At 53.9% G+C, this 20,108-nt stretch carries 23 protein-coding genes; 4 read left to right on the top strand and 19 right to left on the bottom strand.

The annotated features are described in order from the left end of the window. Nucleotides 1–63: 63 nt before the first annotated feature. From GO013_RS11935 to GO013_RS11920, 4 genes are all read right to left on the bottom strand, one after another. The gene (locus GO013_RS11935; RefSeq protein WP_163811404.1) at nucleotides 64–1,026 is read right to left on the bottom strand and encodes a glycosyltransferase family 4 protein; all 963 of its coding nucleotides are present in this window, start codon (nucleotides 1,024–1,026) and stop codon (nucleotides 64–66) included. A gap of 82 nt (nucleotides 1,027–1,108) precedes the next feature. Continuing rightward, nucleotides 1,109–1,891, bottom strand: coding sequence for an acetolactate decarboxylase (gene budA, locus GO013_RS11930; RefSeq protein ID WP_239057847.1), 783 nt, complete (start codon nucleotides 1,889–1,891; stop codon nucleotides 1,109–1,111). A gap of 17 nt (nucleotides 1,892–1,908) precedes the next feature. After that, entirely contained in the window at nucleotides 1,909–2,454 is a 546-nt protein-coding gene (locus tag GO013_RS11925; RefSeq protein WP_163811401.1) for a chemotaxis protein CheD, read from the bottom strand. A gap of 75 nt (nucleotides 2,455–2,529) precedes the next feature. After that, nucleotides 2,530–3,687, bottom strand: a complete 1,158-nt coding sequence (locus GO013_RS11920; protein WP_163811399.1) for an MFS transporter — start codon at nucleotides 3,685–3,687, stop codon at nucleotides 2,530–2,532. Between the two features lie 68 nt (nucleotides 3,688–3,755). On the opposite strand from GO013_RS11920, the gene GO013_RS11915 reads away from it, so the two are divergent. Next, nucleotides 3,756–4,187, top strand: coding sequence for a DUF523 domain-containing protein (locus tag GO013_RS11915; protein WP_163811397.1), 432 nt, complete (start codon nucleotides 3,756–3,758; stop codon nucleotides 4,185–4,187). Further along, nucleotides 4,184–4,894: a SprT family zinc-dependent metalloprotease gene (locus tag GO013_RS11910; protein WP_163811395.1), complete on the top strand. Its 711-nt coding sequence runs from the start codon at nucleotides 4,184–4,186 to the stop codon at nucleotides 4,892–4,894. The genes GO013_RS11915 and GO013_RS11910 overlap by 4 nt, the downstream gene beginning before the upstream one ends. Here the strand turns inward: GO013_RS11910 and GO013_RS11905 are convergent. Further along, nucleotides 4,891–5,130: a hypothetical protein gene (locus GO013_RS11905; RefSeq protein ID WP_163811393.1), complete on the bottom strand. Its 240-nt coding sequence runs from the start codon at nucleotides 5,128–5,130 to the stop codon at nucleotides 4,891–4,893. The genes GO013_RS11910 and GO013_RS11905 overlap by 4 nt on opposite strands. A 93-nt stretch (nucleotides 5,131–5,223) precedes the next feature. Between GO013_RS11905 and waaF the strand changes: the two genes are divergently transcribed. Next, a complete protein-coding gene (gene waaF / locus GO013_RS11900) occupies nucleotides 5,224–6,261 on the top strand; it encodes a lipopolysaccharide heptosyltransferase II (protein ID WP_163811391.1) in 1,038 nt (345 codons plus the stop codon). Between the two features lie 141 nt (nucleotides 6,262–6,402). On the opposite strand, the gene GO013_RS11895 is transcribed toward waaF, so the two are convergent. From GO013_RS11895 to GO013_RS11835, 13 genes are all read right to left on the bottom strand, one after another. Continuing rightward, nucleotides 6,403–6,822 (bottom strand): F0F1 ATP synthase subunit epsilon, encoded by a 420-nt coding sequence (locus GO013_RS11895; protein WP_163811389.1) that lies wholly within the window; start codon nucleotides 6,820–6,822, stop codon nucleotides 6,403–6,405. 12 nt (nucleotides 6,823–6,834) lie between these two features. Then, nucleotides 6,835–8,232 (bottom strand): F0F1 ATP synthase subunit beta, encoded by a 1,398-nt coding sequence (gene atpD / locus GO013_RS11890; protein ID WP_163811387.1) that lies wholly within the window; start codon nucleotides 8,230–8,232, stop codon nucleotides 6,835–6,837. Between the two features lie 15 nt (nucleotides 8,233–8,247). Further along, a complete protein-coding gene (locus GO013_RS11885) occupies nucleotides 8,248–9,120 on the bottom strand; it encodes a F0F1 ATP synthase subunit gamma (RefSeq protein ID WP_163811385.1) in 873 nt (290 codons plus the stop codon). A gap of 17 nt (nucleotides 9,121–9,137) precedes the next feature. After that, on the bottom strand, nucleotides 9,138–10,646 hold the full coding sequence (gene atpA, locus GO013_RS11880; protein WP_163811383.1) for a F0F1 ATP synthase subunit alpha: 1,509 nt from the start codon (nucleotides 10,644–10,646) through the stop codon (nucleotides 9,138–9,140). Nucleotides 10,647–10,650: 4 nt separating this feature from the next. Then, nucleotides 10,651–11,202, bottom strand: coding sequence for an ATP synthase F1 subunit delta (gene atpH, locus GO013_RS11875; RefSeq protein ID WP_163811381.1), 552 nt, complete (start codon nucleotides 11,200–11,202; stop codon nucleotides 10,651–10,653). After that, a complete protein-coding gene (gene atpF, locus GO013_RS11870) occupies nucleotides 11,199–11,768 on the bottom strand; it encodes a F0F1 ATP synthase subunit B (protein ID WP_239057852.1) in 570 nt (189 codons plus the stop codon). Before atpF ends, atpH begins: the two co-directional genes overlap by 4 nt. Before the next feature lie 28 nt (nucleotides 11,769–11,796). Further along, nucleotides 11,797–12,219 (bottom strand): ATP synthase F0 subunit B, encoded by a 423-nt coding sequence (locus tag GO013_RS11865; protein ID WP_163811378.1) that lies wholly within the window; start codon nucleotides 12,217–12,219, stop codon nucleotides 11,797–11,799. Nucleotides 12,220–12,350: 131 nt separating this feature from the next. Next, nucleotides 12,351–12,716: a polymer-forming cytoskeletal protein gene (locus tag GO013_RS11860; RefSeq protein WP_163811376.1), complete on the bottom strand. Its 366-nt coding sequence runs from the start codon at nucleotides 12,714–12,716 to the stop codon at nucleotides 12,351–12,353. Between the two features lie 58 nt (nucleotides 12,717–12,774). Next, complete coding sequence (rodA, locus tag GO013_RS11855) at nucleotides 12,775–13,887, bottom strand: rod shape-determining protein RodA (RefSeq protein ID WP_163811374.1); 1,113 nt, start codon at nucleotides 13,885–13,887, stop codon at nucleotides 12,775–12,777. Next, complete coding sequence (gene mrdA, locus GO013_RS11850) at nucleotides 13,877–15,751, bottom strand: penicillin-binding protein 2 (protein ID WP_163811372.1); 1,875 nt, start codon at nucleotides 15,749–15,751, stop codon at nucleotides 13,877–13,879. Before mrdA ends, rodA begins: the two co-directional genes overlap by 11 nt. Beyond that, the gene (locus tag GO013_RS11845; protein WP_163811369.1) at nucleotides 15,735–16,223 is read right to left on the bottom strand and encodes a hypothetical protein; all 489 of its coding nucleotides are present in this window, start codon (nucleotides 16,221–16,223) and stop codon (nucleotides 15,735–15,737) included. Before GO013_RS11845 ends, mrdA begins: the two co-directional genes overlap by 17 nt. Further along, a complete protein-coding gene (gene mreC / locus GO013_RS11840; RefSeq protein ID WP_163811367.1) occupies nucleotides 16,207–17,085 on the bottom strand; it encodes a rod shape-determining protein MreC in 879 nt (292 codons plus the stop codon). The genes GO013_RS11845 and mreC overlap by 17 nt, the downstream gene beginning before the upstream one ends. Nucleotides 17,086–17,184: 99 nt before the next feature. Continuing rightward, nucleotides 17,185–18,228, bottom strand: coding sequence for a rod shape-determining protein (locus GO013_RS11835; RefSeq protein ID WP_163811365.1), 1,044 nt, complete (start codon nucleotides 18,226–18,228; stop codon nucleotides 17,185–17,187). Between the two features lie 178 nt (nucleotides 18,229–18,406). Here GO013_RS11835 and GO013_RS11830 point away from each other — a divergent pair, with 178 nt between their 5' ends. Beyond that, nucleotides 18,407–19,381 (top strand): TIGR01212 family radical SAM protein, encoded by a 975-nt coding sequence (locus GO013_RS11830; RefSeq protein ID WP_163811363.1) that lies wholly within the window; start codon nucleotides 18,407–18,409, stop codon nucleotides 19,379–19,381. A gap of 75 nt (nucleotides 19,382–19,456) precedes the next feature. On the opposite strand, the gene GO013_RS11825 is transcribed toward GO013_RS11830, so the two are convergent. Then, nucleotides 19,457–20,101: an isochorismatase family cysteine hydrolase gene (locus GO013_RS11825; protein ID WP_163811361.1), complete on the bottom strand. Its 645-nt coding sequence runs from the start codon at nucleotides 20,099–20,101 to the stop codon at nucleotides 19,457–19,459. Nucleotides 20,102–20,108: the final 7 nt, after the last annotated feature.

The raw sequence follows: 20,108 nt of genomic DNA, 5'->3' as shown, positions 1-20,108 counted from the left end.
CTTTGAAATTGTATGAATATACGCATATCAGTCATAAATGGCAAAGGCCTGTTTGTGGTGTTTTTATCGGAGGGTTTCGTAGAAATGGGCGAGATGCTCGGTCACCCGAGTATCGGACCACCGTTTTTCCATGAATTCCCGCCCTTTGATGCCAGCCTCTTCGCACGCCGCGCGGTCGTTGACACAGGTCCGCAAACGGTCGCTCAATTCCTCTCTTGTATGCGCAAGAAGCCACGGCAGGTCGTCAGTCCCGGCAAATTCCGCGACATGGGACAGGTTCCACTCGTCGAGACCGGCAATGACAGCCACGCCCTGTGAGAGGCCTTCCAGACTGGACACGCCGTAATAGCCCTGCATGTGGTCGAACAGCACATGACACCGTCGTTTGCGCGCCAGACATTCCGTGTTGGGCACGTTGTCGATCAGATCAACGTTCAGGATGGGGGTTCCTTTGTTCAGGTCGCTGACCACATGGAGAAAATCATCGGTGTTTTTCAGGTCCTTGCGGGTTGGCGAATGACAGACATTGAGGGGACCAGGATCGTCAAATCGACCCCACATGGGTATGAGCAGTGGATCATTGATGGGAACGAGATTGGGTTGCCATTTGGCTTCGGGAAGGAGTTTCAGAAGATCCGGGGTGGACACGAGCAGGTTGTGCCGGTCAAGGGCGGCGTATTTGTCGCGAAAGAGTTTTGGGTTGGATCGAAAATCGTGGTGCCCGTGGTGGTGGTGAACAATGGCCTTGCCGGTGATGAAATCCCGTGGTCGGAGCGAGCCGAACATCGTGTTTTCATTGCAGGTCATGTGAAAGTGAAAGATATCGGCTTCCTGCATGAGAATGGCGATCTCTTCCATGCCGTCCGGGCCCAGATCCGGGATGTGCAGATCTTTTTCCCACGTATGGGCATATCGTGTTTCCAGTGTGACCAGACGGGCTGAATGAGAGGTATATCGATTGAGGGCCTTGGTGAATTGAATCGCTGTTCCGGCCGGGTCGTTGATGGCGAACATGAGGATGCGCATGGTGTGATGACTCCTTGTGTCAGGTTTCAAGGGTGCCGGTGATTTCGGTGGTTCGATCCTGTCGAATAGGGGAAATTGTCGTTTATTGTGCAGTGCCTTTTTCCACTGTTTCCAATGCTGAGCTTGCATCGTGGGTCAGATCAAGTGCATTGAATTCCCGCGAGTTCGGCAGTGAGACCGTCAGGGAATGGAGTGCGTCCATTCTGGCGGTGGTTGGGGCCAATGAGCAGTCCAATACATGGCCGCCGCCAGTGCGATCCTTGGTGATGAAATGCCAGTGAAAGCCCGGAACATTGATGCCTTTGACAAAGGGAGGTGAATAATATCCGATCAATGTCCCTTCGCCAGAAAATTGGACAACTTCCTGAAATTTGACCACTTCGTGCAGAGGGGCATAGGGCGGATTTTGCTTGGGAATGGCGCGTGCTTTGACAAAGGGGAATCGTCCGTCGATACGGATGGCGTAAAAGATGTTTTTCGACGGCAGTCCGAGTTCGACAGCAGTGTTCAGCGCGTCCAATGATGCTGTTCGTTCAAGCTTGAGAATGGTGTCTTCTTCAAAGCATGAGACCGTGGCAAACGGGACCATGGCCGTTTCGGGAGGAACCGTCGCCTTGCCCCCGGCACGGATGTGATAGGGCGTTCCGTCCAGGACGACCAGTTCCCCGTCAAGACCGTTGAGCGTACCGAGACCGAAATTGCCGTGCGTCATAAGATTTTTGATGGACATGTCTCCGTCATAGAGTCCGGCCAGCAGGGCGTCGATGGTGGAATATTGGAAAAGGTCGTCTCCGGCATGGGCGAAACCGTGTGAAAAAGGAGTAAGGACAAGGAAAAGCAGAAGGGCATAAAGGGTTTGTGCCATGAGCTTCATGAGTTCTCCTAGAATTTTGATCCTGCATTGCCGAATGTGTCACTGGGACATTCGGATTTTCTGAGTTTTTTGACCCAGACTTCACCTGTTTGCGTGTGAAACATGAGTTTGCGGCCCAGAGAACCACCGACATCTTCCACCTGAATGGGGAGTCGGGCGAATTTGAGCAGTCGTCTGGCCATATCAATGTTGCGTTTGCCGATGTTAAACCCACCGGATTGGGGCTTGCACGTGACCATACCGCTGCCACCACCAAACATTTTAATGACCAGTTCACGACGAGGAATGCCGACCTTGTCCATGGTTTCCAACATGTTTTGAAGAGCCGTATCCACGAATCGGCAGATTTGCGGTTCGGCTGAACTGTGCCGTCCGTCCTGAAGGCTGTCGGGCAGAAATGCGTGGCAGATGGTGCCGATATGTCGTTTGGGAGAGTGCAGGGTTACGGCCAGGCACGACCCGAGAACCGTGGAAACCAGGGTTGGTTGCACGCCAAAAAAACAGTCACCTGTTTGAAGAAATACCTTTGGAAGTCCCTGTCCCAATCCTTTCATTCGTCTCTCTGCTCCATGCGAAAACCCGAGTGGTGGGTATATTGTCTGGCAAGGCTAGCATTGTGGTGAACCAAGTCAACTGGTTGCTTTTCGTGCGGCTAATTGTCCGGGGATAAATTGTGTCAAGATCAGTGAAATGAGCGAGATGGAAACCGCTCCGAAGAAGACCGCCTTGTAATTTGTTATCCAGATCAGGCCGCCCAAGACTGGGATGAATACTGCGGCGATGTGGTTGATGGTGAATCCCACGGCCATGCCTGCGGCAATGTCTTTGGGATCTGCAATTTTCTGGAAGAATGTCTTGATGCCCATGGAGAAGTTGTAGACCACGTTGTTCAGGACATAAAAGCCTCCTGCCACAAATGCGCTATCAGTGAGTGCGTAGCCGAGGAAGACAAAGGTCAGGGTGGTGTATTCCACATTCAGGACAGCGCGTTCACCGAATCGATTGACCGCTTTGCCGATGAGTGGATTGATGAAGTAATTGACGATGTTGTTGCACACGAACAGGACAGTGATTTGCTGGATTGAATAGTCGAATTTTTCAACGAGAAGGAACACGGCGAACGCGATGAATATTTGTCGTCTGGCCCCGCTCATGAACGTGAGCGCGTAAAAAAGCCAGTATTTCTTTTTGACCGCCATTTTCTTGTGTTGGATGGGCAGGTCGTTTCGTGAAGGGTCTTTGGTCAATGCCCACAGGCCGGCCAAAATGGCCACGGCACCAAGAATCGCGAACATTTCGGTATAGCCGAGGGCTTTTGCCATGAAATAGATGAACGCTCCGACCGAAACATTGGTCAATTCCGTGATGCTCCTGAGTCGTCCCATGACCACGGGTGCTTCCGTGTAGTTGAAATATTGGAGGGTCAATGACTGATTCATGGTTTCGAAATAGTGGAAGCCGAAACTCATGACGAGGGTCGTGCAGACAATGCCGACCAGAGACGGGAAAAATCCGGTCAGAGCGACACCGATGCCGGTAACAACGACAGAGAGCGCCGCCAGTCGATGTTCTTTGAGAATCAGGATGACGTAGAGCGCGAGGAGTGCCAGAAATCCGGGGATTTCCCGAACCGAGCTGGCAATACCCATCCCCAGTCCGTCAAGACCCGCGACATCTACCGCAAAATTGTTGAGCAGGGTGCGCCATCCCTGAAAAGCGATACCAGAACCCACCACCAGAACGAGGAGGTAGAGGTACATGCGCCGTTTTTTGAGCTGATCTGTCATTGAAATCCTTTTGTGTGAGGGGGACAATAGGGCTTTGACATGGAAAAGATCAAGTATAAAATGCGCGCATGAAAAATACACCAATTCTTGTCTCAGCCTGTCTGGCCGGTCTGTTCTGTCGATATAATGGCGACACGGTCCCCGATGAACGAGTGGTCGAATTGGTCCGTCAGGGCCGGGCCGTTCCTTTTTGTCCCGAAGTGCATGGCGGGCTGCCCACCCCACGGGCACCCTGTGAAAAACTCGGTGAAAAGATCATTGACCGGGACGGAATTGATCGCACCGCTGCGTTTTGTCGTGGAGCCGAAGAAGGGTTGCGACTGGCTCGACTCATTGGAAGTCGGGAAGCCATTCTCAAGGCGCGTTCCCCGTCGTGCGGGAGTGGCGAAATCTATGACGGCACTTTTGCGTCGATTCGGGTTCCGGGGGATGGCATTTTTGCGCAATTGCTCAAGGAAAATGGGATGAGCGTGCGGACTGAAGAGGATCTGCCAGCATGATCTCGTTTGCAGGGTTACCCTTGACCGTCAAGACCAATGTCCGGGCCAAACGGGTGTTGGTCAAACTGGTGGTTGGTCAGGGGCTGGAAGTCGTGCTGCCCCCCGGGTTTGATCAGACGTTGATTCCGGACATCCTGCGCGAAAAACAGGGCTGGATCGAGCGGACCCGTGATGCCATGCAGGCAGAAGGTCAGGATGTGTCCGGCGTGCTGCCGGAGTTGCCTGACACCATTTCCTTTATGGCGTGTGATCGGATGTATCAGGTGGCGTATGTGGACAGGCCTGGGCGGATCGTGGTCCGTGAAAATGTCGGGAGGCTTCTGGTGAGTGGGCCGCTTGAGGATCGGCGGGCCATTTTTGAAGCATTACAATTTTTTACCGCCCGAAAGGCTCGGGAGGTACTTCTTCCCCTATTGAAAGTCATGAGTCGGGACACTGGGCTGACGTATGCCGCTTTTCAGATTAGACGACAGAAAACGCGTTGGGGCAGTTGCTCGGCACGAGGGACTATTTCACTCAATGCCAAGCTCCTGTTTCTTCCTGTTGAATTGGTCGATCATCTGTTGCTGCATGAATTGTGTCATACCCGGCAAATGAACCATTCAGATCGGTATTGGGCCTTGGTGGAGTCATTCCAACCCGACTATCGGCGTTTGGAACACGCGGTTAAGTATGGCGGAATCCATGTTCCGGCCTGGTTTGTCTAGCTTTCTGCGTCTTCGAACCGGGCGGTGATGATCGCTCCATCTTCTTGACGGGCCACGACATTCAGCCCTTTGGATTTGCCATGACAGGCGAATCCGGTCGGACCGTGTGACACGTACCCGGCAGAAATGACGGTGGTATAGGGCATTTGTTCACGCATTTCGTCAAATTTGATACGGTTCGGGAAAATCACTGGAACAGCGGTATTGGAAAAGTCTTTGAACATGATGTATTTCATGGGTGTCTCCTTGAATGACCGTCATACTACTGGGAACATGGCCTGAGATCAACCTGTTGCCTGAGAGTCCCAGACAGGATACACCTGATTTTGATGCATGAATACACAAAAATAGCCGTCTGGCAGACCGCTTTTCTCGGGGATGCCGTCTTGACGTTGCCTATGCTTCGGGCAGTGCGGGAGCGTTTTCCTCAGGCCGAAGTGCACTTTTTTGTGCGCAGCGGTTTTGAGTCGCTTTTTACCGGACAACCGGAGATTACTCAGGTTCACGGATTTGCCAAACGGGGGGCGCAGAAGTCGTTGAACCACGCCATCCTCTATGGAAAGGAACTGGGAAAACAGGGGTTTGACCTATGGGTTTCTCCGCATACGAGTTTTCGTTCGGCGTTGGTGAGTCGGGCCACGGGCATTGGTCGTCGTATCGGGTATAATGCGCCTTGGTTCAACCGATTTGCCTACACCGAGACCGTGAGTCGGCGATTCACTGAATTGGATGAGATTGAACGGCTGATGGAGTTGGTGAAGCCGCTCGGGATTCGGGGACCGGCTCCGGCCGCACAATTGACCCTGTCCGAGGCAAGTCGAGACGCGGCCCGAACCTATTGGACAACGATGGGGTTTGATCGGCCCGTTTTGGGTATCCACCCGGGGTCAACCTGGCCGACTAAATGCTGGCCAGTGGAGTATTTTAGTGCCATTGCAGCGCGTGCTGTCGAGAATGGGGCACATGTGCTCATTTTTGCCGGACCGGGCGAAGAATCGGTCGCCAGTCAGGTGGAACGTGGGGCACAGTGCGATCCACGGCATGTGACGAATCTGGCGGGCACGTTGTCATTGCCGGAATTGGCCGCCTACCTTGGGCGGCTGGATGCGTATTTGAGCAATGACTCCGGGCCGATGCACCTGGCCTGGACCCAGGATGTCCCGTTGGTCGCCGTGTTCGGACCGACCGTGCGGTCATTGGGCTTTTTTCCGCGAGGGGCCAATTCAACGGTTATGGAAATCGAGTTGTCGTGTCGGCCTTGCGGATTGCACGGGTCCAAGACCTGTCCAGAAAAACATTTCAAATGTATGAAACAGGTCACGCCAGATATGGTGTGGGATGTACTTCGAAAGAAGCTTAGTCTTTGATCGCTTTTTTCCACGGTTTTTTATTGTTTTTCAAAATGTTTTTTGACGGAATCAATCGTTTTTCAGAACGGGATATTTGCAGAAAAAAGGGCAGGCTCATATGAGCCTGCCCTTTTATTTGTAGGGTGGAGAAGAGAGTGACTAGCAGGTACCTGCATCCTGGCCGCACGACTTGCAGTTGATGCGCATGATAGAGCGCTTCAAAGCCGCCTGGTTACGGATATGGTCAATCTTTTCCTTGGCTGCGGCCGCGCGCTCTTCAGCACGCTCCTTGGCCAGTTTCGCGCGTTCTGTATCGATCTCGGTGGCCTTGTCAGCAACTTCAGCCAGAATGGTGACCTTGTTGTTGCTGACTTCGGCGAATCCACCGGAGACGAAGACATAATACGCCTTGCCGTCTTGGTTATAATGAAGATTGCCGATTCCCAGAGCGGACAGGAAGGGAACGTGGTTCGGCAAAATACCGAATTCACCCATGATACCGGGTGCGCCCACGTAATCCACGTCCTCGGAAAGTACTTTCCGGTCGGGAGTGACGATCTCTAGTTTCAATGTGGCCATGAAGTACCTCGCTTATTGCTTGGCTTTTTCGATGGCTTCCTCGATTCCGCCGCACAGGAAGAAGGCCTGCTCGGGCAGGTCGTCATACTTGCCGTCCAGAATGTCGCGGAACGCCTTTACGGTGTCTTCGGTCTTGACGTACTTGCCAGGGAAACCGGTGAAAATCTCGGCAACGTGGAACGGCTGAGACAGGAAACGCTGCACACGACGGGCGCGGGCAACAACGACCTTATCGTCATCAGACAATTCATCCATACCGAGAATGGCAATGATGTCCTGGAGGTCCTTGTACTTCTGCAACACGGCCTGGACTTCACGAGCAGTCCGGTAATGCTCTTCACCGAGAACTTCGGGGGAGAGAATACGAGACGTGGAGTCAAGCGGGTCAACCGCAGGGTAAATACCCAGCTCAGCGATCTGACGGGACAAAACGAGTGTACCGTCCAAGTGAGCAAAGGTGGTTGCCGGTGCGGGGTCAGTCAAGTCATCAGCAGGGACGTAGACAGCCTGGACAGAGGTAATGGAACCCTTGTCGGTGGATGTGATCCGTTCCTGAAGACCACCGAGGTCAGTACCCAGCGTGGGCTGGTAACCAACTGCGGAAGGCATACGACCGAGCAGTGCGGAAACCTCGGAACCAGCCTGGGTGAAGCGGAAGATGTTATCAATGAACAACAACACATCCTGGCCTTCTTCGTCGCGGAAGTATTCTGCGCAGGTCAGTGCGGTCAGAGCAACACGAGCACGGGCTCCCGGAGGTTCGTTCATCTGGCCGTACACTAATGCGGCTTTCTCCAGAACGCCGGCCTCTTTCATTTCGTGATAGAGGTCGTTTCCTTCACGGGTCCGCTCTCCAACACCGGCGAACACGGAAATACCACCGTGCTGTTTGGCGATGTTGTTGATCATTTCCATGAGGATAACGGTCTTGCCAACACCGGCGCCGCCGAACAGGCCCATTTTACCACCCTTCGGGAAGGGGATGAGCAGGTCAACGACCTTGATGCCGGTTTCGAGCAGTTCAACCTTGGTGGACAGCTCGGTGAAGGCGGGGGCAGCGCGGTGAATGGGCAGACGTTTTTCGCAGGGAATGTCGCCCATTTCGTCAACGGGTGCGCCGACGACGTTCATGATACGGCCCAGAGAGCCGGATCCGACCGGAGCGGTGATGGGTGATTCCAAGTCAACCGCTTCCATGCCGCGGACAAGACCTTCGGTCGCGTCCATGGCGATGGTACGGACAACGTTGTTGCCCATATGCTGAGCGACTTCACAGATCAACTCAGGTGCGTCAGTATTGTTGGGGTTTTTAATCTCCAACGCAGACAGAATGTTGGGAAGATTCCCTTCGGCAAATTCGACGTCGACAACGGCGCCAATTACCTGACAGATTTTACCAGTATTAGCCATTTTTCATAGCCCCCTTTATCCTTGCAGCGCGTTGACGCCGCCAACAATGTCCAAAAGTTCGCCAGTGATGGCGGCCTGCCTTGTCTTGTTGAAGAGCAAGGTCAGGGAATCCGTCAACTCGTCACACGCCTTGGTGGCGTTGTCCATGGCAGCCATGCGGGCCGCGTGCTCGGAGCACGACGTATCCAGCAGACCGCGGTAAACTTGGACCTTGATGAATCGAGGCAACAGCTCGGCCAGCAGCCCCTCGACAGACGGTTCGTACAAATAGTCACCAGAGCCGCTTTCACTTTCGGTTTTTTCTTGAGCTGCCATAGGCAGAACCATCAGATCGATAGGCGGCTGTTTGCCCATGGACTGGAACTCACCATAGCAGACATGGACTTCGTCCAGTTCGCCATGAATGTAGCCTGAAATGAGTTCATTGCCGATACTGGCAGCCAGCGTGAAGTCGAACTTTGTCATGGCATCCGTTTCGGCGCGCATGAGTTCATGTTCGGTCTTCTTGAAAGCCTCGGTGGCCTTTTTGCCGATGCAATACACCTTGACGGTTTTGCCTTCGGCGGCTTTCTTGTTTGCCAGATTCATGGCCTTGTTGATAATATTGACATTAAATGCGCCACAGAGGCCGCGATCTGAAGTCGTCACCATGATACCCACGGTTTTTACTTCATCCCGGACTTCCAGCAGCGGGTGTACCGATTCATCAGCGCCGGCCGCCAAGTCTCCAAGCATCTCGTAAAACTTGTCCGCATACGGACGGAAGCGTTCGATACGCTCCTGTGCGTTGCGCAGTTTTGCCGAGGCCACCATGTTCATGGCCTTGGTGATCTGCTTGGTTTTCTTGACGCCAACAATCTGATTTTGGACGTCTCGTAAAGAAGCCATTCAGTTAATCCCCTTGGTTATGCACTGAAGCCTTTCTTGAACTCATCGATAGCGGCTTTGAGGTCCGCTTCGACAGCGTCATCGATCTTCTGTTTCTCAACGATGGAGTCGAGCACAGCGGATTTGGCGTTGTTCATGAACTCGAGGAATTCTGATTCGAACTTCTGCACGGACTCGACAGGAACGTCATCAAGGAATCCACGGGTACCGGCGAAGAGCACAGCAACCTGTTCCTGCACTGTCTGCGGTTTGTACTGCGGTTGTTTCAGCAGTTCGACCATGCGTGCACCACGATTCAGTTTTTCCTGAGTGCCTTTATCAAGATCGGAACCAAAGGAAGCGAATGCTGCCAGTTCACGATACTGAGCCAGATCCAGACGCAGCGTACCTGCGACCTGTTTCATGGCCTTGATCTGTGCGGAACCACCGACTCGGGAGACCGAGAGACCGACGTTGATGGCCGGACGAACACCGGACAAGAACAGGTTCGGTTCCAAGTAGATCTGTCCATCGGTAATGGAGATAACGTTGGTCGGAATAAATGCGGACACGTCACCAGCCTGCGTTTCAATGACGGGCAGGGCGGTCAGAGAACCGGCACCCAGGGAGTCATTGACCTTGCAGGAACGTTCCAACAGTCTGGAGTGCAGGTAGAAAACGTCACCAGGGAAAGCTTCACGGCCCGGAGGACGACGAAGAAGGAGGGACATTTCGCGGTATGCGGTGGCCTGCTTGGACAAATCATCGTAGCAGATCAGTGCGTGTTTGCCTTTATCGCGGTAGAACTCGGCCATGGTCACGCCAGTGTATGCAGCGATGTACTGGAGCGGAGCGGGTTCGGATGCGGTTGCGGAAACGATGGTGGTGTATTCCATTGCACCGTGCTGACGGAGAATGTCGGCAACCAGAGCTACAGAAGCTTTTTTCTGTCCGATGGCGACGTAGAAGCAATGCACGTCAGTGTTTTTCTGGGCAATGATGGCATCCACACAGACAGCGGTTTTACCAGTCTGACGGTCACCAATGACCAACTCACGCTGACCACGTCCGACCGGGGTCATGGCGTCGATTGCCTTGAGGCCGGTGTAGCACGGTTCGTGGACGGACTTACGGGCGATGATGCCGGGAGCCTTCAATTCCACAGGACGGGTTTCTGTTGTCTCGAGGGGTCCCAAACCGTCAAGCGGTTCGCCCAAGGGGTTGACAACGCGACCCATGACGCCGTCACCGACGGGCACGGAGTAAATTTCGCCGGTCCGCTTGACCGGGTCTCCTTCCTTGACACCGGAGGCGGGACCCAACAGGGCAACACCAACGTTGTCTTCTTCCAGGTTCAGAACCATGCCCTTCAAGCCGCCGGGGAATTCCAGCAGCTCCATGGCCATGACGTTCTCAACGCCGTGAACACGAGCGATACCGTCACCTACGGAGAGGACGGTACCTGTCTCGCTCATTTCAACACGAGACTCATAATTCTGAATCTGGTCCTGAATGATTTTGCTGATTTCTTCTGCTTTAATCTGCATTGCCCTACTCACCCCTTTTAATATTTTCTTTCAAAATCTGCAGTTGCGCCTTGAGGCTGGCGTCCATGACTTTGTCCCCCACCTTGAGGACAATGCCGCCAAGGATATCCTTGTCGGTCGAGAAAGACAGTTCCAGCTTCTTGCCGGCCTGTTTCTCAAGGTTTGCCTGGATTGCAGATTTTCTTTCCTCATTCAGTTCACCCACCGTGGTGAGTTCGCCGGAGATAACGCCGGAAACGGCGTCCATCATAGCCTTGTAATCGGAAGCGACGGCGGGAAGCATCTCGACCCGGCCCTTGTCAGCCATGAGGTCACAGAAGTTCTTGACCATCTGGTCAACCGAAACCTTTTCGATCAACTGATTCAGGACAGCCTTTTTTTCCTCGACAGAGAATGCCGGGTTTTTGAAAAAGGCTGTCGCCTCGGGAACTTCACTGATGGAAGCACCGATAGCGATCAGTTGCTCGCCGTACTTTGCCTGCTCAGCTTCACCCTTGGCAGCACCAACGGTAAACAGCGCTTTGGCATAGCGGCGGGAAACGACGTTACCGATCAATTGAGCACCACCTTTGTTAAATAGTCATCCACGAGCTTTTCGTGGTCTTCGGCACTCAGCTTCTCGGCAACGATCTTTTCGGCGGCTTCGACGACCATGTCGGCCATTTCGGCACGAATGGTTTCGATGGCAGCCTGTGCCTCATTGGAAGCGGTGCGCTTGGCCTGTTCGGTCAGAGCCTGTGCATCCTTCTCAGCCTTGGCAATAATAGCGGCCTTGATGGCCTCCCCCTGTGCCTTGGCATCGTCGAGAATCTGTTGCTTTTCCTGCGCCATGTTGGCGATGCTGGACTCAACGTCGGTGAGCTTCTTTTCCGCATCGGCCTGACGGGTCTGCAGGTCGTCGAGATCCTGCTTGATACCGTCGCGGCGACCCATAAAGAAGTCCTTGATTTTCGCACCACCGAATTTGTACAGCAGAAATGCGAAAATGACGAAGTTGAGAATACGCAGGCCATAGTCCTTCACGTTATCCGCCGTGAAGAGTGCGTGGCCTTCCGCAGCGCTGGCAAAAGCGACAGAGGAGATAGCCAAAGCGGTCAGCAGGACCGCAAAAAACACATACATCCGTTTCAAGATGAAACCCTCCTCTTGCCTAAGCCTGGCCCAGGATTTTGCCTGTAGCCTGCTCAGCGTATTTGTCCACGTCCTTGGTCAACTGCTTCATCGCGTCCTGTACCTGAGATTGAATCTCGGTGCGGGCCGCGTGAATGGTGCCGGATGCTTTGGTGCCAGCGGCGGACAACAACGCCTGCTCCTCGACTACCCCTGCGTCCTTGGCTGCGGTGCGAATCTCTCCAGCTTCCTTCCGGGCAGCGGCGAGTTGCTCTTCATAATCAAGAACTTTCGTCTCTGCTTTTTTGTTGAAGCCTTCGATTTTTTCCAGCTGGTCGTCCATTAACCCCTTGCGTTTCTTGATAATCTCGCGAATCGGCTTGATAAGCACGATATTCAGCAAGAAGATCATAGCCAAGAAGTTTAGACCTTGGATAAAAATTGTTTTGTCAGGTAATACCATACCATATGCCCCCGATGAGGTTGTGAATTTTGGCGCAAAGTCACTGGGAAGTACCCAATTTAGCGGGTTGTGTCAAAGCCTTTTTGCGTTGACACGACTCGTCTAGTGCCATTCAAAACCTACTACAACTGTTAGGATTCATTTTTCGGTTGTGCGTCCGAACCCACGCTGCGGCTGCCCATAGCCAGCTCGCCTTCAAGAACCGCGCCCTCTTCGACGACGAGGCTCGGTGTCTTGATGTTCCCTTGCAAGTTGGCCGTTTTATGCAAGACGACCTTGTCTTTTGCCTCAACTTCCCCTTTGAGTTTTCCGGAGAGCACAAGCTGGCCCACCTTGACCAGTCCGTCTACAACGGCTTCCTGTCCAACGACGAGTGTCCCCTCGGAAACCACTTCTCCCTGAAAGTTGCCATCAATGCGCACTGCGCCTTGAAAATGCAATTTTCCCTGGTAGTTGGTTCCGGCCCCCAAAAATGCATTGATTTCGTCTCTCGCCATGAACAACCGCTCCTGCAAAAACCGTGTTGAAGAAATTAGGCCATGTGCCGTATCAGATTTAGTTTTGTTTGAAAAGAAAACGTCTCATTGATACATTGAGCACAAGCCCGACAAGACAAAAATTTACCAGAGTCGCACTTCCTCCGTAACTGATGAACGGGAGCGGAATTCCGACCACTGGCATAAGCCCGAGGACCATACCCGTATTAATGAGGATTTGCCAGAAAAAATAGAAGAACACGCCGGCTGCGAGGTAGGACCCGAATAAGCCTCGTGCGTCTTTTGCAATGAGGACCATTTGGTACAGAAAGAGGCAGAAAAGGGCCAGTAACAGCAGGGTTCCGAAGAAGCCCCATTCTTCGCCAAGGACGGCCACGGCGAAGTCCGTATGCCGTTCGGGCAGGAATCGTAATTGGGATTGGGTTCCCTGAAGAAAGCCTTTGCCCCAGAATCCGCCGGACCCAATGGCAATCTCGGATTGAATGATATGATATCCGGCACCCAATGGATCGGTTGTGGGGTCAAGAAATGTCATGATCCGTTGCTTTTGGTAGTCATGCAGGAAAAACCACGACATGGGGAGGAGGGCCGGGATAGCCACCAGTGCTGTTTTGAAGACCTTTGGTGTCACGCCACGGAAAAGGATCATGCCGCCGAGAATCAGGAGAATGGACAGGCCGGAGCCGAGGTCGGGTTGTTTGATAATCAATCCCGCCAGAATCATCCCTACGCCAAGCACGTAGCCGAGTCGGATGAAGCCGAGCGGTTCTCGTTCTTTGGAAAGGATGCGTGCACCCACGACGAGAATGGCGATTTTGGCCAGTTCCGAGGGCTGAAAGTTCATGAAACCGAGATCGAGCCACCGACGAGCCCCATAAATGGTTTTGCCCATGAAAAAGACGGCGATGAGCAGGATGACCGTGGTCCAGAAAAGGGGCCACGCCATGGTGCGCAGGTGTCGATAATCGAAAAACATGAAAACGAGCATTCCGAGCAGTCCCGGAACACCCCACAAGAGTTGCTTGTGATAGTACGGGGCGAGATTCATGCCACCTTCGAGTCGAAATCCGCTGGCCGAGTAGAGATTCAGAACGCCGACCAGAAAAAGGATGACGGCCATGCCGAGCAACGGCCAGTTAATATAAAGCAGGAGCCTGCGATCAATTGGCACGGCGTTTCTCCTTTTTCTTGAGGGACAGCGCTCGAACTGCGCGTGCCTTGGCTTTTCTGGCTTCGGGTTTCAAGGTGACCGTGCCGCTGAACAGATAATCGATGCACGCTTTGATGATGGGACCTGCGCCGCTCCCGCCGTGCAGGCCGTGTTCAATGAGAACCGCAATGGCGTACCGGCGTCCGTCTTTTTCAGCTGTCGCTGCCATCCAAGCGTGATCTCTGAATCGATAGGGAATTTCGTCGTCCTTGAGCCCCTTCAGTTCATCAGTCAGACGAACGACCTGGGCCGTGCCGGTCTTGCCGCCGACGATCACGCCTTTTGTACGCAGACGGCGAGCAGTCCCTCGATTGTTGTCAACTGTTTCAATCAGGGCATCCCGGAGCAGGGCGAGTTGATCGGGTGTCAGAGGGATTTCGCGTTGCACAACGGTCTTTTCATCCTTGAGCAGCAGGGGTTTCAACAGTTTTCCCCCATTGATGAGACTGGCGAAAAATCGAACGACCTGAAGTGGAGTGACCAGGGTAAATCCTTGACCGATGGCCATGTTCAGGCTGTCACCGCCCTGCCAGCCTTCGTTGAAACGTCGCCGCTTCCATTCGCGGGTCGGGATGTTTCCCGCTTTTTCATGCGGTAGTCGAATGCCGGTCTTTTCGCCGAAACCAACTGCTTGTGCAAAATTGCTCATGCGGTCAACCGTGAGTTTTTTGCCCAGTTTATAGAAATAGACGTCGCAGGATTCGACCAACGCCCGTTCCAGATCGACCTTGCCATGGCCGCCTCTGCGCCAGCATCGGAAAATCCGTCGGCCAAGGCGCATTTCGCCAGTGCATGTCACGGTTTCTTTTGGATCGATCATGTCATAACTCAATCCGGCCCCGGCAATAACGTGTTTGAACACGGAACCTGGAGGATACACGGATTGGATGACCCGATTTTGCATCGGGTGAAGCGGGTTGTCTCTGAGCCGTGCCCATTGTTTGGATGTCAGTCCCGATGAAAAATCATTGGAATCATAGGATGGGGCGGTTGCCAGGGCCAGAAGTTGGCCGGTGTCCGCATCCATCACCGCCACGCCACCGGCTTCTTCATCGAGCCAGTCCATGGCAAGGCGTTGTAGACCGAGATCCAGTGACAAGGAAATTTCATGACCGGCGCGGGGATGTTTGAGAATGCGTTCCTGAAGCCGTCGGCCAGTGACATCCACCTCGTACTGGGTGAGTCCCTTGACGCCACGCATCCGGTCTTCGAGCATGAATTCAATGCCCTGTTTGCCCACGACGTCGCCCAACGCAAGGTCCGGGTTTTTCGAGAGCTCTTTTTCGTTGGCTTCGGCCACATAGCCGAGAACATGCGCCATAAGTGTGCCGTAAAGATACAGTCGGCGTGGACGGAATTGAATTTCAAGCCCCGGCCACCGAAGTTTATTGGTCTCGATGACCGCCAGTTGGTCAAATGTCAAATCCGGAACAAGGATCAACGGTTCGAAGGGTTTGACCCGTTTGCGATTTTTTTTGTACAGGGCGTCAAGCTCGCCATAGTCTTCGTCAGTCCATTGCGCGACCTGATGCAGGGCTTTTTCGATATCCGGGCAATCTTCGCGGATGAGTCCCAGTGCGTATGCTGGTTCATTGATGGCCAGCAGGTCACCGTTGCGATCGCGGATCAGGCCGCGTGGGGAGAAAATGGATTCCTGACGGAGTTGGTTATCCTTTGCCTTGAGCGCGAATTCATCCCCGTGGTGAATCTGGAGGTACCAGAGTCGGACGGCAAAGAGGCAGAAGAGTCCCAGGATAAGTGTCTGGAGCAGGAGCAGGCCGGATCGGGGTGGCTGTTGGTCTGATTCGTTATAGAGATTTGACATGCTGGCGCAGCCTTTGCGGGTAGGAGAAGTCCACGATCAGCCAGATCAGGAAAAAGGCCCCAGCCTGCATCGCTCCTTGAATGAGAAGCGGTTGTACGGGAACATGGAGTTTGGCCAGCGACGACAGTGAGCAGACGAGGATTGGGTGGAGAATTCCCAGAGCCAAACCCAACAGGGCCATGAACAGAAACGATCGGGCTTCAAACAACCATTGTCCCATGAAATAGAATGCGGTGAGCAGGCCGTACCATGCCAGTCCATAGCCAAAGGGGAGATTCCCTGTGCCTTCCAGCAGAAGCATCCAGAGAACGATGAGGGAGAGGGTCACTTCGAGGCGTTCTTCTTTTTGCAGTGACAGGATGAGTCCTGCCGCGAAAAAATCGACGCCGGGTATCGCTCGTTGGCCCCAGATGCAGAGGATGGTGTATCCACCCCACCAGAGCACGGTCAAAACATTATTGGTCAGCGGCACCGTGTGTATCCTCCTTTGTGACAGGGGGCGTGGACGGGAGTGTGCCGGGAATGCGTTTGAGCAGCAGTATTTCTTCCAGGCTGGCCATGTCCACCAGCGGTTCAGCCATGACGGTCAGGAAAAGTGAGATGTCGGATCGTTGAATCCGGGTCACCCGGGCCACGGGAAGCCCTTTTGGAAAGATGCCGGACAGCCCTGAAGAGAGCAGAAGTTCGTTCGGTTCGATTTCCGCATTCTGATTGATGTATTTGAGGATGAGCTGATTGCCGTATCCCTGCCCGGCGAGCATGGCTGGAGCGCGATGCTGTGCGCCAATGACCGCGATACGGCTGTTGGCGTCCGTAAGCAGCAGGATTGACGAGGTCACGGCTCCGGTTCGCAAAACACGACCAACGATTCCATCCAGTGCCACCACCGGCATGTCGTCTTCCACATCCGCACGGCTACCCTTGTCCACGGCCAGGGTATCGAGTGCTCCGGCCGGTCCCATCCGGTGGGCGATGACGCGCGCGCCAAAGTATTCCCATTGGTCGGGCGGGGTGAAGTCGAGCAGTCGTTCCAGCCGTTCAGCCGAACTGGCTTGGGCGTGGAGTAACATGTTTTCGCGTTTAAGCGTGGCAGCTTCCGCCTTGAGTGTATCGTTTTCCTGCTTGAGTCCGACGAAATAGACGTATCGATGCCAGAAGTCAGACACCGTGTCCGTGACCCAGATGCCAGGGCGGAGCACGGTCCCGGAAATGTCGAGTCCGGTATAACTGGACAAGGCGTCAAGATGTCCTGTTCGCAGGTTCCACGTATACAACGAGAGGTAGACGAAGAGTCCTGCCAGAATGATGATGGCTATTTTTTTCGGGCCTTTCACATGTGCGTCCTATCGAACCGTTAAAAAACGCACGGCTGCCAAAAAGAAGCAACCGTGCGCTGATGAACACCGTATTTGCGTGGTCACGCCGGGTGCCTGTTAATCGGTTGTAACGTCCTTGTACAGGTCAATGTTGTCCAATGCCTTGCCTGAGCCGAGGACAACCGCAGTGAGCGGGTCTTCGACAACAGTGATAGGCAGTTGCGTTTCATGCTGCAACAATTGGTCGAGTCCTTTGAGCAGCGCGCCGCCGCCGGTCAGGACGATGCCTCGGTCAACAATGTCGGCCGCCAGTTCCGGCGGGGTCTGCTCAAGCGCGATACGCACGCCCTGAACAATGGCCTCTACCTGTTCGCTGATGGCCTCGCGGACTTCTTCGGCCGTGATGGGCCGGTTCTGTGGAATACCCGTGACCAGATCGCGTCCCTTGACTTCCATGATCGGTTCCTGGTCGCCCAGAGGGTATGCGGAGCCGATGTGGATCTTGATCTGTTCCGAGGTGGATTCACCGATGAGCATGTTGTACTTGCGTTTGACATGCTGCATGATCGCTTCATCCATCTTGTCGCCGCCGATGCGAACGCTTCGGGCGTAGACAATACCGGACAGAGAGATCACGGCGATTTCCGTTGTGCCACCCCCGATGTCCACGATCATGTTTGAGGTCGGTTCAGTAATCGGCAGGTTGGCCCCGATGGCTGCTGCCATTGGTTCCTCGATGAGGTAGACCTCGCGGGCACCGGCACTTTGTGCGGATTCCCTGACCGCGCGTTTTTCCACCTGGGTAATGCCGGTGGGAACGCAGATCATGATGCGAGGGCGGACCAGCCGCCGAGAGTTGTGGACCTTGGAGATAAAATGTCTGAGCATGGCTTCAGTCACCTCGAAGTCGGCGATAACGCCGTCCTTCATGGGTCTGATAGCCACAATGTTACCGGGCGTGCGACCGAGCATTTTTTTTGCTTCGGCACCTACGGCCAGTACGGTTTTGTCGCCGCGTGAATTTTTCTTCACGGCAACGACGGACGGTTCGGACAGCATGACTCCCTTGCCCTTGACATAGACCAGCGTATTCGCTGTGCCCAGATCAATGGCAAGATCATTGGAGAAAGAGCCGATAATTCTGTTGAGCAGGTTACCCATGTATCCCCCGGTCAATACGAAACTTTTATGAAATCCCTGTGTGTGGTGCGCCCTTTCCAAGAGTGGACAAGTGCGCTAGCGTACATTTTCAACAGAAGATTCGTACCAAATGAAACCCCGTCAGGCAATACGCCAGGTGTGGTTTGACGGCTTTTTCTCAACTTTTTCTAAAAAAACGATGCACCGAACCTTTGCTTTGTCCACATATATGCGCCACCATTTTGGGCAGCGTGTTCAAAAAATACCACTGGATGCCGGATTTTCCTGTCCGAATCGGGATGGAACTTTGTCCAAACTCGGGTGCGTGTTCTGCAATCCGCTCGGTTCTGGCTCCGGGATGCGTGAACGCGGTCTGTCTCTGGCGGAACAATGGGCCTTTTGGCGAGATATCCATCTCGGGACACATGGCATTGAACGGTACACGGCCTATCTTCAATCCTATTCCAATACCTATGGTCCCGTGGAGAAACTGGCGGAGACTCTGACCGCTCTTGACGGGCTTCCCGGATTGACCACGCTGGCCCTCGGGACCCGGCCCGATTGTCTGGATGCGGAGAAGCTTGATTTGTTGGTGGAGCAGAAAAAGGCGTTGGGGTTGGCCGAAGTGGTCCTTGAGTTGGGATTGCAATCGTCCAATGACGCGACTTTGACCCATATCAATAGAGGGCATGACGCGGCCACATTTGCCGAGGCTGTTCATGCCGCTGCCGAGCGCGGGCTGCTGGTGGTGGCCCATGTCATGGCCGGATTACCTACACAGAATGGCAGGGAAGGAGTGGACGAACTGCTGGACACGGTCCGGTATGTCAATGCGTTACCCGTCCACGGGATCAAATTTCACAATCTCTATGTCTGTCGCGGAACTGTTCTGGCACGGTGGTTCAAGGCTGGAACCTATGTTCCCATGACTCGGGACGAATTCCTGGACGCATTGTCCGAGGCCATTCAATGCCTTGATCCGAAAATCGTGATTCACCGACTCAACGGCAATCCCCAGAAAGGGGAACTCCTTGCTCCGGATTGGGCCGCCAACATGCGCGGGATGCACAATGCCATTCGTGCCCATTTCAAAGAGCATGATATCTGGCAGGGCAAGAAAAACGGCGCGGAAAGCGGTCCTCCTGAATGGTTTTCCCCTTCCTTTGAAGGATAAGAGACACGCGATTTCTCTTTTGGGGCATGGACAGAGGATTGTTGTTTTTCCCCTGTCGGACGAATCCGAAGGTGATTACTTCAGTTGCGCGGCGATTTCTTTCGCTGTCATGACCGAACACCCTACCTTTTCGAGATCGGCACAATCCTTGTCCGTCAGTCCGGCAATGCAATCTCGCACGGCCATCACGCGGAGATGACAGCTCATGGCATCATAGATGGTCTGGCGGACACAGTTGGGAAACCACGTGCCTGTCACGACAAGCGTGTTTGCCGAGGCTTCCAACAGATGCCATTCGAGTTGGGTCTTGTGAAAGGCACTCCAGCTTGGCTTGTAGAGGACGCATTCCTTGGGTGACAGGGGGTGCGGTTTGCCCCAATAAAGCTCTTCGTGGTTGATGGCGGCGTCCGGTGCAATAAGTCCATCCGCGATCTGCGCTCCCCAAGTCTCTGGCACAACCAGTTCCGTTCCATTTTCAAGGAGGGTCCGGCGGCAGGGCTCGGCCTTGTGTCCGCTTGGATCATACAGACGAACAACATGGATGATATGCCGGTCGGCCTGACGGAAGTGCTCGGTCAAGCCCACGGTGGCGGGCAGGATTTCAAGGGCTTCCGGTCTCGATACGCTCCCTTTGGGATGGACAAAGTCGTTTTGCATGTCAATGACCACAAGGGCACAGGCATCGAAATTTGGACAGGTATGTGGGTCGTTTTGGCGCATGATATGT

This window comes from Pseudodesulfovibrio sp. JC047 (assembly GCF_010468615.1).
Lineage (GTDB): Bacteria > Desulfobacterota > Desulfovibrionia > Desulfovibrionales > Desulfovibrionaceae > Pseudodesulfovibrio.
Note: the sequence above shows the minus strand (reverse complement) of the source record. Positions and strands in the feature narration are given on the sequence as shown.